Raw genomic sequence first — 11,843 nt, 5'->3', positions numbered from 1 at the left:
GTTGGAGGGTTCGATGCACGCGTTCAGGCGACCTGGCGGCCGCGGCCGGCCCAGTGCGGCTCGCGCAGCTTGTTCTTCTGGATCTTTCCGGCGCCGGACAACGGCAGTTCCGTGCGTACCTCCACGCTGCGTGGGCACTTGTAGCCTGCGATCAGCGACTTGCAATGCGCGATCAACTCCGCCTCGGAAACGCTCCGGCCAGGCTTGAGCACCACCACCGCATGCACGCTCTCGCCCCACTTCTCGCTCGGCACGCCGATGACGGCGCACGCGGCAATGGCCGGATGCTTGAGCACGGCGTTCTCGACCTCAGCCGAATAGACGTTCTCGCCGCCGCTGACCACCATGTCCTTCATGCGGTCCACGATGAAGATGAAGCCTTCGTCGTCCATGTAGGCGCCGTCGCCCGAGTGCACCCACCCGTCGCGCAAGGTGCTGGCGTCGTCCGACGGGCGATTCCAATAGCCGGCCATGGCGGACATGCCGCGCGCGGCGATCTCGCCCACCGTGCCGCGCGGCAGCTCCTTGCCCTCGGGATCGACGATCCTGATCTCGGCCAATGCCGCCGCACGGCCGGCCGAACGCAGCTTGCCCAGCGCGCGCCCTTCGGTCGTGTGGTAGTAGGGCGGCAGGTAGCTCACACAGCCGGACAGCTCGGTCATGCCGTAGCCCTGCATCAGCGCCAATTGCGGGAACGCAGCGCCCAGGCGGTCGAGCAGGGTCTCGGCGATGGGCGATGCGCCGTACACCATGAACGTCAGGCTGCTCAGGTCGAAGCGGCTGAACTCCGGGTGGTCCAGCACCATCTGGATCATGGTCGGCACCAGCAGCGTGTCGGTCACCCGCTCGTTCTGCACCGTCTCCATGAACTGCAGGGCATTGAAGCTCGGCAGCAGCACGTGCGTGCCGCCGGAGATGAACTGCCACCACACGCCCATGGCGCCGGCCAGATGGAAGACGGGTGCGGCATGCAGGTACACCGGCCCCACCGCGTAGCCCATGGCCATGCGGTTGAGGGCCGCACCCAGCAGGCTGCTGTGCGACGCCTTCACACCCTTCGGGAAGCCGGTGGTGCCGCCGGTGTAGAACACTGCTGCCAGGTCGTCGCCATGGGCCTGCACGTCGTCCACCGGATCGGATTGCGCGATCAGCGCCTCGTAGTCGCGCATGCCCGCGGGACACGCCCCATCGCCGAGGTAGATGGTGTCACGCAGCGTGCGCGACTCGGCATGCACTTCCGCCATCAGCGGCAGGTGTGCGTCGTCCACGAACAGCTGCGTGGTCTCGCAGTCGTTGAACGAGAAGACGAGCTCCTTCGCGCTCCAGCGCGTGTTGGCCGGATTGATCGCCGCGCCGAGCCAGAACACCGCCATGAAGACTTCGAGGTAGCGGTCCGAATTGAGCGAGAGGATGCCGACCCGGTCGCCCTTGCGTACGCCGAGGCCGCGCAGGCCGCCGGCCAGGCGCTGCACGCGGCCGACGAACTCGGCGTAGGTCTGGCGGCGCCCGCCGGCGATCGTCGCGATGCGCCCGGGGTTCTGCTGCAGCGCGCGATGGATGGATTGGGTGATGCTGACGGTCATGTGGATCTGCTCCTGGACGATGTCGTGCGATGGGCGCGCACTCAGGCGCCTTCCAGCCCGACGATGGAGACCGAACAGACGTTCTGCGAGGGCTGCCCCCCCAGGTTGTGCGTCAGGCCGACGGAAGGCTGGCGCAACTGCCGCGGACCTGCCCTGCCCTGCAGCTGCAGGTACATCTCGTAGAGCATGCGGATGCCGCTGGCGCCGATCGGATGGCCGAAGCACTTGAGGCCGCCGTCGATCTGGCAGGGAATCGCGCCGTCGGCATCGAACTTGCCGTCGAGCACATCCTTGACGCCGCCGCCGACATCGGAAAGGCCGAGGTCTTCCATCGTCACCAGCTCGGTGATCGAGAAGCAGTCGTGCACCTCGGTCATGCTGATCTGCTCGCGCGGCCGCGTGATGCCGGCCTCGGCGTAGGCGCGCTGCGCCGCGATGCGCGCGGTATGGACGTAGCTGCCGTCCCATTCGTTCGACTGCAACTCCCAGCCGTTGGAGGTCACGATCTGCAGCGCCTTGAAGGTCACCAGGTCGCGCTTGCCCAGGCTGCGCGCGATGTCGGGCCGCGTGACGATCACCGCGGCGGCGCCGTCCGACACGCCCGCGCAATCGAACAGGCCCAGCGGCTCGGCAATGATGGGCGCCTTCAGCACGGTCTCGGCGCTCACCGCCTTCTGGAAGTGCGCCTTGGGATTCTTCGCGCCGTTGGCATGACTCTTGACCGAAACATGCGCGATGGCCCGCTTGAGCAGCGCCGCGTCGACGCCGTGCTTGCTGCGGTAGGCCGAAGCCAGCTGCGCGAAGTTGGCCGGCGCCACCGCGTTGGGATACCACTGCGGGATGTAGGTGCCGACGGTGGCGACCGGCAGGCCGCCGTAGCCCGTGTCCTTGAGCTTCTCGACACCCAGCGCGATCGCGATGTCGCAGGCTCCCGCCGCGACCGCGTACACCGCGGCGCGGATGGCCTCGGAGCCGCCAGCGCAGAAGTTCTCCACGCGGGTCACGCCGATGTTGGGCAGCCGCAGCGCGATGCCCATCGGCGTGCCGCCGCGGCCGGTGCCGACGTCGTCCATGTGGGTCGAGAACCACGCGGCGTCGAGCTGCTCGGGCGCGATGCCCGCGTCGGCCATGGCTTCGTTGTAGGCCTCGACCATGAGGTCCTCCGGGCTCGCGTCCCAGCGCTCGCCGAACTTGCTGCAACCCATCCCGAGGATGGCGACCTTGTCCTTGATACCTGCGGCCATGATTTACTCCGATCCTTTTTCCGAGGCGGCTGCGCGCACCGGCGTGGCTTTCCAGAAATAGCGGGTGTAGCCGCGGCGGTCGTCGATGTCCTTGATGCGGAACGTCATTTCGACCGTGCTGCCCGCATCGATCTCGCCGTCGGCGGTGTCGGTGAACTCCATCAGCACGCGGCCACCGCCGTCGAAGTCGACCTGCCCGTAGCGGTGTGGCGGCGCGCGGTGGAACGAGAGGAACTCCGCCGACCAGCTCAGCACCGTGCCGCGGCGCTCAGCCAGCTGGTGCGGCTTCTGCGTGTCCTGCAGCGGCCTGCCCTGGTCGTACGAGATACGCGATGGCGGAAAGTGCACGCTGCCCGTGACCTCGCAGCGCCCGGCCACGAGCCCGAGGATCGCCGCACGATGGCGGTAGGCGGTGGACAGCGCGGTCTTGCGGTCCTGCTCGCCGCGCATGCCGCGCTCGAGGTCGAGCTGGCCTTTGAAGGACAGGAAGCGCGTGTAGGCCGTCTCCTCCACCCCGCGGCGGATCCACTCGCCGACGCCCTTGGCCGGGCGGAAATTACGGATTTCCTCCGTGACGCGGAACGCCATCGCCTGAGCGCCGCTGCCGAACTGGGCCAGCAGGATGTGCTGGCCGGGCTCGGCGCGTTCGAGCACATGGGCCAGCAGCAGCAACCCGTGCGACAGGCCGGTGTCGCCCACACGCGAGGCCAGCGAATCGGCCACCGCCTCGGCGCGCACGCCGCAGGCCTTGGCGAGCTGCTGGTCCATCTTCTGGAAGGTGGTTGGGAAAATGAAGTGGTCGATCTGCGCGGCATCGATCCTCGCCTCGGCCAGCGCGGCCTTGACCGCGCGCGGCACCAGCTTGGAGATGCCCTCGTCGCGCACCCAGCGCTCTTCCCAGGCGTAGTCGATGTCTTCGCCCGCGGCGCGGAAGTGATCGACGAAGTCGACCGTGACCGTGCCGGCACCCAGGTACTCGGCCAGCACCTTGGCGCTGCCCAGTTGCAGCGCGGCTGCGCCGTCGCCGAAGTCCAGCTCCTGCGAACTGGCGGCGCGAGTCTTGCGGTTGTCCGCGGCCAGCACCAGCACGTCGCCGCCGCCGCTGCGCACCTGCGCCATGGCCTGCGCCACCGCCGACAGCGCCGCGCGCTGCGAGCCGGTCACGTCGGCGGCCTGCACGTCCTCGCGCAGGGTCAGCGCCTCGCACACCACTCCGGCGTTGAGCCGCTCGGCGAAGGGCAAGGTGCCGGACGCCAGCAGCACGCCGGCGATCCGCGAGCGGTCGTCGGCGGCGCCGAGGCAGTCGCGCGCCGCGGCCACGGCCATCGTGATGCTGTCTTCATCCCAGTTGGCGAAGGCACGCGTGCCCTTGGCCGAGTGGACGAACTGGGGGGCGTACCAGGCGTTGGCCTCGGCTGCCGCGCGGCGCAGCAGCCGCAGGCGGGGCACGTAGCCGCCGTATCCGACGATTCCGAACATGGTCAGGACTTTCTTGTAGAGGAAGGGGTCGAGAAGAGATGGCGCACGAAGGCACCGATGGCCTGCCGCGCCGCGCGTGCTTCGGGCAGGTCGTCCGGGAACTGCTGGAAGACGTGGATCATTCGGTCCCACACCTCCAGGCGCACGTCGACGCCGGCCGCCTTTGCCTTCGCGGCGAAATCGACCGAATCGCTGAGCACCGTCTCGCGGTCGCCGACCTGGACCAGCAGCGGCGGCAGGCCGTGCAGGTCGGCGAACAGCGGCGAGACCCACGGATGGCGCGGATCGCCCTCGGCGCCGAGCGCATTGCGCGCCATCGCGAGGATCATTGGGCGCTGATGGATCGGGTCGCTCTGCGCTCGCGTGGTGTAGCTCTCGCCCGATGCCGTCATGTCGGTCCAGGCGGACATCAGGACCGCACCCGCAGGCAGCGCGCGGCCCGCGTCGCGCAGCCGGATCAGCGCGGTCAGCGCCAGGGTGCCGCCGGCCGAATCGCCCGCGAAGAAGATGTCGACGGGCCTTGTGCCTTGCGCGATCAGCCAGTCGTAGGCAGCGCAGGCATCGTCGAGCGCCGCCGGATGGCGGTGCTCCGGAGCGAGCCGGTAGTCCAGGCCCAGCACCCGGCAGGCGGCCGCGTTGGAGATTCCGGCCATCAGTTCGCGGTGCGATTGCACCGATCCGACCTGAAAGCCACCCCCGTGAAAGTAGAGCACCACGCGCTGCGGATCGGCGCCCGGCGCAGTGATCCACTCGGCCGCGAGATCGCCGATGGCCACGGTCTGCACCGTGGCAGCCACGGTCTGCACGCCGAAGAGTGCATCCCAATCGGCGCGCATCTGCGCCACGGTGGTGTGCCGGCCCCAGCTTCGGTAGACCGACAGCACGCGGCGGATGACGCCGTCGAGCTGCTCGTCGGTCGCGATCGACTCGTGCGCGCTCATTGGCCGCACCCCATGCCGCCGGAAACGCCCAGCGTCTCGCCGGTGATGAAGGCCGCACCATCGGACGCGAGGAAGGCGACCGCGGCGGCCACCTCCTCCGGCGTGCCCAGGCGGTTGGCCAGCGTCGCACTCGTCATCGCCGTCAGCAATTTCTCGCCCCCGGCGGCCACAGCCTGGCGCAGCAGCGGCGTGTCGATCGGGCCTGGCGCAATCACATTGGCGGTGATGCCCTTGCGGCCGTTCTCGCGCGCAATGGAACGCGTGAAGGCGATCACGCCGCCCTTGGCTGCGGCATACACGGCCGCACCGCGCGAACCCATGCGACCGGCCTCGGATGCGATATTGATGATCCGGCCGAAGCCCGCGGCCTGCATCGCGGGCAAGGCCGCATGCGTGCTGGCGAACACCGACTCGAGGTTGACGGCCAGCAGGCGGCGCCAGTCGGCGATCTCGGTCTTCGTGAAGTAGGCGTGCTGGTCGATGCCCGCGTTGTTCACCAGGATCTGGTGCGGCCCGGTGTCCAGCACCATGCGCTGCACGCGCTCGAGGTCGGCCACATCGAGCTCCACCGCGATGGCACCGATCTCTGCGGCCAGGGCCTTCGCGCTCGCGATGTCCAGGTCCGCAATCGTGACGCGTGCGCCGTCGGCCGCCAGTCGGCGCGCGATCGCGGCGCCGATGCCCTTGGCGCCGCCGGTGAGGAACACGCTGTGCATCGCGTTCATTGCCCAGTGAAGCGCGGCGCGCGCTTCTCGATCACCGCGGCCAGGCCTTCGAGCGCGTCCTTCATGCCGGCCAGTTGCGCCTGCGTGCGGTTCTCCTCGGGCATCGCGGCCTCGGCGCCCAGGCCGAGGCCGTTCCAAAGCAGGCGCTTGGTCGCCGCGAGCGCGGCCGGTGCGCCGTTCGCGAGCTGGCGCGCGAGCGACAGCGCTTCGTCGGCCAGCGCGGCGTCGGTCACCACGCGAGAGACCAGCCCGATGCGCTGCGCCTCGGCGGCATCGATCACCGGGTTGAACAGCAGGATGTCCATCGCCTTGCGGAAGCCCACCAGGTGCGTGAGCGTCACCGAGACACCCGCATCGGGCACCATCGCCACGCGCGTCGCACCCGCCAGGAATCGACTCGACTCGCCCGCCACGACCACGTCGGAAGAACAGACGAGCCCCATGCCGCCCCCGCCGGCCGCAAAGCCCTGCACGGCACAGACGACCGGTGCGTTGAGCCGCATCAGCAACGACACCACCAACTGCAGGTAGGACGTCGCCATGCGAATGTAGTCGGGCAGCGCCTCGCCCTTCGACAGGAAGGTGTGGACGTCGCCGCCGGCGCAGAAATTCTTGCCCTCACCCGTGAGCAGCACGGCCCGCACGCGGCCATCGCCATGCACCTGCATCAGCACTTCGTGCAGCGCCTTGAGCAGCGCCATGTCGAGGCCGTTCGAGGCCTCGGGGCGGTTGAGCCGCACATGAGCCACGCCATCGGCATGCAGTTCCAGGCGCGCGGGTCCTTCGGCGACCAGCACCTCGATCGAGGGGCTGTCGCCCGGCTTGTCTCCAGTCATCGTTCTTCTCCTGCCTCGCGGCGTGGGGTATGCGGCTTGGATCTAGATCAGGAAGGCCATCGAGTACAGGGCCTTTTCGTTGTTGGTGAGAACCACCTTCTTGCCGGCCATGCGCAAGCTGCCGTCCTCGGCGCGGCGCAGTCGGTACTCGTTGCGCGAGCCCCAGAGCGTGTCGCCGCGCGCATGCGCCTCGAACAGGATCACGTTGGCCGTGACCACCAGCTGGCCACCGTCGTCTTCGAGGATCTCCACGTTGGAGATCACGCGCCGCAGCGGCGAGCGGGGCGACTGGCTGTAGCGCTTGCCGGTGTGGAACTGGCGCACGCGCAGCGCGATGCGCGAGCGGTTGTCGTAGACGATCGACATCTCCTGTTCCGGGTCGCCGGCCTCGCCGTTGGCGGGAATCCAGTAGACGCCGTCGTCGGTCCACAGCGCCTCCCAGGCGTCGTACTCGTGGTTGTCCTGCAGCCGCGCTTCGCGGTAGAGGAACTGCGACACCTCGTGGTGCAGCAGCAGGTCTTCGACAGTCATGTTCACGCCGCCTCCATCAGCGATCGGTAGTGCCGCCAGATGCCGCGCGTCGGTGTCTCGTCGGTCGCATCGCCGATCAGGTAGCCGTTCTCGTCAGTGCGCTCGCGGTGCTTGCCGCGCCCCAGGTACAGCCACTCGGGGCTCTTCGCCTGGACGCCGAGCTGGGTGCGCTCGTACATCTCGGCGTCGTCCGCCAGCAGGAAGCCGGCCGGGCCGACCGACCCCATCGTCTGCTGGCGCATGCGGCGGTTCAGATCGGGCGCACCCTTGAACTGCAGCGCAGTGACGTGCTGCACGGACTCGTTGAACGCCAGCGGCTGGATCACGAAGAGCTGGATCTCCGCGATGAAGAGATTCGGATAGATCATGATGTGCGGCGTGCCGTCGATCATGATCTTGCGGGCCTGCTCCACGCCGTAGGCGGCCTCCATGCTGCGCGTGTATTCGGGCAGGCGGTCGGCGGTGGTGTTGAACCAGCTCATCGGGATGTCCCGCTTGCGGAACTCGGGCCGCAGGTCGTTCTCGGAATGCCCCTGGCCGAAGTAGCGCGAGACCGCAGTCGAGTCGCTGCTGTAGAGCGAACCGATTCCGCTCTTCGCGACCTCGAAGATCGAGGCATGCACGAAGGACGGGTGGTAGCCGTCCGTCTCGTTCTCGACCAGGAACTTCCAGTTGGACTTGACCTTGTGCTTGAGGAAGCCGGCCGTCACCTCGATCTCGCCTTCCGGCGAGGTCAGGCACAGCGCGTCGATGGCCGCCATTGCGGCACCCAGGTGCTCTTCCAGCGAGGGGCCTTCGGCCGCCATCGAGCCGAACACGAAGCCCTTGTAGGAGGCGACGCGGGCCACTTTGCCCAGGCCCAGTTCCGAGCGATCGACCCCTTCGTAGCCCGAAGGAAAGGGATAGCCGCGCAGCGCGCCGTCATTGGTAAAGGTCCAGCCGTGGTACGGACAGGTGAACGAACGCGCCGAACCCTTCTCAGTCATGCACACACGATTGCCGCGGTGCGGGCAACGGTTGTGCAGCAGATGGATCCGGCCTTCGCGGTCGCGCGTCATGAGGATCGGCTCGGGTCCGATCGACTTCATCACATAGTCGTTGGGCTGCGGCACCTCGCTCTCGTGGCCGACGTAGACCCAGGTGCGGAACCAGATCTTCCGCAGCTCTTCCTCGAAGATCGCCGGGTCGGTATAGAGCGAGCCGTGCACCTCGTTCTCTCGGACCAGATCGCCCCATGCACGGGGTTCCGGGTTGGCGCGGGCGATGGGGATCACCGGGGCACAGGTACTCATGTCGTCACCTTCACAAAGAGTGTTGCTGCAGGACGCAAAGGGATTGCGGTGCGCTGTTGTTGATTCGATAATAGTCCGACTGGACGGACTATGTCAACAACACCGGACGTGTGATTTGGCCGACCACGACCCGCCTGCGCGGGCAACCGATCAACCCAAGAGAATCAGAGAGAACGCATGCTCCAAGTGACATTCATCGAGCACGACGGCACCACGCATCAGGTGGCCGCCCCCCCCGAACGCACGCTGATGCAGATCGCCCTGGACAACGGCGTACCGGGCATCCTGGGCGATTGCGGCGGGTCCTGCAGCTGCGCTACCTGCCACGCCTATGTCGATGCGCGCTGGATCGATCAGTTGCCCCCGGTGTCGGAAACGGAGGTCTTCATGCTTGAGGGCGTGCCGGACCCGCGCGAGAACAGCCGGCTGTGCTGCCAGATCAGGATGCAGGCGGCGCTGGACGGCATCGTCGTTCGGTTGCCGCAGGAGCAGGTCTGAAACGGATCGACGTGCGCCAAGGGGCGCATTGCCCCGGACTTCGGGGCGACGGCGCCCGGTCCGATCGAGGGCGCAAGGGTCGCCCTCGCGACACCGCTGCGCGGCAGCGTCGCCTGGAGAGAGGCCGAGTGCGCTGCGCCTAGCCGCCCTGTGCCTTGCCGGACGACATCTCGGCGAACATCGGCTTGGGCGTGTGACGAATCTCGAGCTCGAGTTCGGTGCGCATGTAGGCGCTCAGCAGTGCATCCATGGCAACGCGAACGGGATCGCCCGCCTGTCGGCCCGCGCCCTCCGCGATGAAGCGCGACACCAGGACGTTGCCTTCGTCGCGCAGGGCCAGCAGGCGCTCGCCCGTCGGCGTATTGGGCGCCAGGCGCGGCGCCTTCGGCAGCTCGACGTCGACCGGCGGGTCCAGCGCACGCAAAGCGTCGAACAGCGTGTCCTGTGCGAGGATCTCGTCGATGAGCGGAGCGCCACCCCAGTCCACCCGCAACTGCAGGTTCTTGAGCATGAAGATGGCGCCGAAGACTTGCGAGCGCAAGGCATCGCCCTCGAGCTGAGGGATGACGTCGTCGCGCAGCAGCCGCAAGATGTCTTCGAAGACGCGGTCGGGGGAATTGTTCACAGCGCTGCCTCCATGGTCTTGTAGAGCTGCCGGAGCGTGGGTGCCACCTGCGTACCCATCGCTGCCATGCGCAAGTCGTGGAAGCGGCCATCCTCGAAGCAGCGAACCGCGCCCAGATTGATCGCCACCGACTTGTAGAGCGCGAAGGCCTCGTAGAAGCGCACGCTCGCGGGGTCCACGCGGATGCCGCACTCCGCTTCGTAGAGTTCGTACACCTGCGAGCGTGGTATCAGCGCCGCCAGTTCGCGCGACCCGCTGTTGAACATCGGCAGGCAAGCCCATCCCAGGTCCTCGTGCGGATCGCCCAGATGGGCCATTTCCCAGTCGAGGATTCCGGTGACAAGGCCTTCTGCCTGCAGGAAATTCCCGATACGGTAGTCGCCGTGCACGATGCTCACGCGCGGCGCAACGGGTGCGTGCTCGCGCAACCATCGCTCGGCCCAGCTCAGCATCGGGAAGCTGCGCGGCGACCAGCGTCCGATGTGTTCGCTCCAGTACTCGATCTGCCTCAGGGCAGCGTCGTGCGTGTCGATGCCGTCGCCGATCTCGGCGATGGGTCGCTCCTGCCACGGAGCGGCATGGATGCGCGCAAGGATGCGAACGAACTGGCGCATCAGCTCGCCCGCTTCGGCGGCCGGCGCGCGCTTGATCGACCACGGCAAGAGCACATCGCCGGGCAGGCGCTGCGTGACGAAGTAAGGGGCGCCGAAGACCTCGGGCCCATCGCTGTACCAGAAGCTGCGCGGCACGGGCACGTCGCTGCCTTCGAGCGAGCCGAGTGCAAGCACCTGCGGGCGCACGCTGTAGGGCGAGAAAAGCCCCGTGGGCGGGCCGATCTGCAGGATGAAGTGCGCGCCCTCGGGCGGCGCCGGCTCCAGGTCGAAGGACAGGGTGAGCCACGAGAAGCCTTCGGAGCAGCGGCGGAACCGCTGCACCGCCACGCCCGGGCCGAGCGTGGACGCGATGTGGCGCTGCCATGCGGCCTCGACCTGCGCGAGATCGTTCAGGTCAACTTCGGCCGCCCTCACCGCGCCGGCTCCGTCTTGCCGATGCGCGGGGCTGGAGGTTCGGCTGGCGCAGTCTTCGCAGGCGGCAGCGGCGCTGGCCGTCGATGCCGGGTCAGTCGGGCCACGCAGGCCTGCACCAGCCCCGCGAGGCCGCCCGGGACGAGGTAGACCGCAACGATCAGCAATGCCCCGTAGATCGCGCCCGGCGCTGACTTGGAGATCTGCTCCGTGAGGTTGGGCAGGAACTGGATGACGAAAGCGCCCAGCAGCGCGCCGGCCGGTAGGTTGAGCCCACCGATGACGACGCCAACCAGCAGCGTGATCGACAGGAAAACGCTGAAGCTGTCGGGTGCCACATAGCACACGACGATCGCCGAGGCCGAACCCGCGATGCCCGTGTAGAGCGACGAGTAGCCGAAGGTGACGGTTTTCAGGAACGGCAGGTCGATGCCCATCGCGGTGGCGGCGATAGGGTTGTCGCGCACGGCCAGGATCGCGCGCCCCATGCGCCCATCAAGGAGGTTGGCGATGCTCACGAATGCCAGCAGAAGGATCGCCAGCACGAACAGGTACATCCACTGGTCGGGGCTCAGCGGCAGCCCGAAGGGCGCCTCGGGCTTGTCGAGCATGATGCCCTGCACGCCACCGGTCCATTTCTCGAGGCCCTTGTAGCGCAGCAGTTGCGGCGCCGCCATGGCCAACCCGAAGGTGGCGAGGGCCAACAGATGCCCCGGAAGCCGAAGCGCCGGCCTCCCGAACAGCACACCGAAGCCGAAGCAGATGGCGCCGCTGGCGATCGGCGCCAGCCAGTACGGCACCTTGAAGCTGTTCATGAGGATCGCCGTGACATAGGCGCCGAGCGCGAAGATGGCGCCGTGGCCGAGCGAGATCTGACCGTTGAATCCGGTCAGCAGCACCAGCCCCAGCAAGGCGATGGCATAGGTGACGACCAAGGAGAGCTGCAGCAGGCGGTAGTCGCTCACAAGGAAGGGCAACGCGAGCGCCACGATGGCCGCAACGGCCGCGGCCGTGAGCTGGTTGCGGCGCGAAGGTGCGGGCCGGTTCAGTATCTTGATCAGCAT

The 11,843-nt window shown here is 67.9% G+C and carries 12 protein-coding genes; 1 reads left to right on the top strand and 11 read right to left on the bottom strand.

What is annotated here, in order from left to right; genetic code table 11:
- Positions 1-23: 23 nt before the first annotated feature.
- Genes A9977_RS11105 through A9977_RS11070 form a run of 8 tightly spaced genes read right to left on the bottom strand, consistent with a single transcriptional unit; the run spans position 24 to position 8,631 of the window.
- Positions 24-1,583, bottom strand: a complete 1,560-nt coding sequence (locus A9977_RS11105; RefSeq protein ID WP_183024894.1) for a long-chain fatty acid--CoA ligase — start codon at positions 1,581-1,583, stop codon at positions 24-26.
- Between the two features lie 41 nt (positions 1,584-1,624).
- Entirely contained in the window at positions 1,625-2,827 is a 1,203-nt protein-coding gene (locus A9977_RS11100) for an acetyl-CoA acetyltransferase (RefSeq protein ID WP_183024893.1), read from the bottom strand.
- 3 nt (positions 2,828-2,830) lie between these two features.
- On the bottom strand, positions 2,831-4,306 hold the full coding sequence (locus A9977_RS11095; protein WP_183024892.1) for a hydroxymethylglutaryl-CoA synthase family protein: 1,476 nt from the start codon (positions 4,304-4,306) through the stop codon (positions 2,831-2,833).
- Positions 4,307-4,308: 2 nt separating this feature from the next.
- Complete coding sequence (locus tag A9977_RS11090; RefSeq protein ID WP_183024891.1) at positions 4,309-5,247, bottom strand: alpha/beta hydrolase; 939 nt, start codon at positions 5,245-5,247, stop codon at positions 4,309-4,311.
- Complete coding sequence (locus tag A9977_RS11085; RefSeq protein ID WP_259651911.1) at positions 5,244-5,972, bottom strand: SDR family oxidoreductase; 729 nt, start codon at positions 5,970-5,972, stop codon at positions 5,244-5,246. Before A9977_RS11085 ends, A9977_RS11090 begins: the two co-directional genes overlap by 4 nt.
- Positions 5,969-6,808 (bottom strand): enoyl-CoA hydratase/isomerase family protein, encoded by an 840-nt coding sequence (locus A9977_RS11080; protein ID WP_183024889.1) that lies wholly within the window; start codon positions 6,806-6,808, stop codon positions 5,969-5,971. Before A9977_RS11080 ends, A9977_RS11085 begins: the two co-directional genes overlap by 4 nt.
- A gap of 42 nt (positions 6,809-6,850) precedes the next feature.
- Entirely contained in the window at positions 6,851-7,339 is a 489-nt protein-coding gene (locus tag A9977_RS11075) for an aromatic-ring-hydroxylating dioxygenase subunit beta (protein WP_183024888.1), read from the bottom strand.
- 2 nt (positions 7,340-7,341) lie between these two features.
- Entirely contained in the window at positions 7,342-8,631 is a 1,290-nt protein-coding gene (locus A9977_RS11070) for a Rieske 2Fe-2S domain-containing protein (RefSeq protein ID WP_183024887.1), read from the bottom strand.
- Between the two features lie 177 nt (positions 8,632-8,808).
- Between A9977_RS11070 and A9977_RS11065 the strand changes: the two genes are divergently transcribed.
- Positions 8,809-9,129 carry a 2Fe-2S iron-sulfur cluster-binding protein gene (locus tag A9977_RS11065; protein ID WP_183024886.1) on the top strand — a complete coding sequence of 107 codons (321 nt, stop codon included), beginning with the start codon at positions 8,809-8,811 and terminating at the stop codon, positions 9,127-9,129.
- 139 nt (positions 9,130-9,268) lie between these two features.
- Here the strand turns inward: A9977_RS11065 and A9977_RS11060 are convergent, their stop codons facing one another.
- From A9977_RS11060 to A9977_RS11050, 3 genes are read right to left on the bottom strand one after another with little or no spacing between them, the layout of a single operon-like run.
- Positions 9,269-9,754, bottom strand: a complete 486-nt coding sequence (locus tag A9977_RS11060) for a hypothetical protein (protein WP_183024885.1) — start codon at positions 9,752-9,754, stop codon at positions 9,269-9,271.
- A complete protein-coding gene (locus A9977_RS11055) occupies positions 9,751-10,782 on the bottom strand; it encodes a phosphotransferase family protein (RefSeq protein WP_183024884.1) in 1,032 nt (343 codons plus the stop codon). Before A9977_RS11055 ends, A9977_RS11060 begins: the two co-directional genes overlap by 4 nt.
- Positions 10,779-11,843, bottom strand: a complete 1,065-nt coding sequence (locus A9977_RS11050; protein WP_183024940.1) for a branched-chain amino acid ABC transporter permease — start codon at positions 11,841-11,843, stop codon at positions 10,779-10,781. The genes A9977_RS11055 and A9977_RS11050 overlap by 4 nt, the downstream gene beginning before the upstream one ends.

Origin of the sequence: Variovorax sp. UMC13, assembly GCF_014170375.1 — a bacterium.
In the GTDB taxonomy this organism is placed as follows: domain Bacteria; phylum Pseudomonadota; class Gammaproteobacteria; order Burkholderiales; family Burkholderiaceae_C; genus Variovorax.
Note: the sequence above shows the minus strand (reverse complement) of the source record. Positions and strands in the feature narration are given on the sequence as shown.

Excerpts from the sequence above, each read along its gene's own strand:
- A9977_RS11105 (WP_183024894.1), bottom strand. The coding sequence starts at position 1,583 with ATGACCGTCAGCATCACCCAATCCATCCATCGCGCGCTGCAGCAGAAC.
- A9977_RS11100 (WP_183024893.1), bottom strand. The coding sequence starts at position 2,827 with ATGGCCGCAGGTATCAAGGACAAGGTCGCCATCCTCGGGATGGGTTGC.
- A9977_RS11095 (WP_183024892.1), bottom strand. The coding sequence starts at position 4,306 with ATGTTCGGAATCGTCGGATACGGCGGCTACGTGCCCCGCCTGCGGCTG.
- A9977_RS11090 (WP_183024891.1), bottom strand. The coding sequence starts at position 5,247 with ATGAGCGCGCACGAGTCGATCGCGACCGACGAGCAGCTCGACGGCGTC.
- A9977_RS11085 (WP_259651911.1), bottom strand. The coding sequence starts at position 5,972 with ATGAACGCGATGCACAGCGTGTTCCTCACCGGCGGCGCCAAGGGCATC.
- A9977_RS11080 (WP_183024889.1), bottom strand. The coding sequence starts at position 6,808 with ATGACTGGAGACAAGCCGGGCGACAGCCCCTCGATCGAGGTGCTGGTC.
- A9977_RS11075 (WP_183024888.1), bottom strand. The coding sequence starts at position 7,339 with ATGACTGTCGAAGACCTGCTGCTGCACCACGAGGTGTCGCAGTTCCTC.
- A9977_RS11070 (WP_183024887.1), bottom strand. The coding sequence starts at position 8,631 with ATGAGTACCTGTGCCCCGGTGATCCCCATCGCCCGCGCCAACCCGGAA.
- A9977_RS11065 (WP_183024886.1), top strand. The coding sequence starts at position 8,809 with ATGCTCCAAGTGACATTCATCGAGCACGACGGCACCACGCATCAGGTG.
- A9977_RS11050 (WP_183024940.1), bottom strand. The coding sequence starts at position 11,843 with ATGCTGATCAAGATACTGAACCGGCCCGCACCTTCGCGCCGCAACCAG.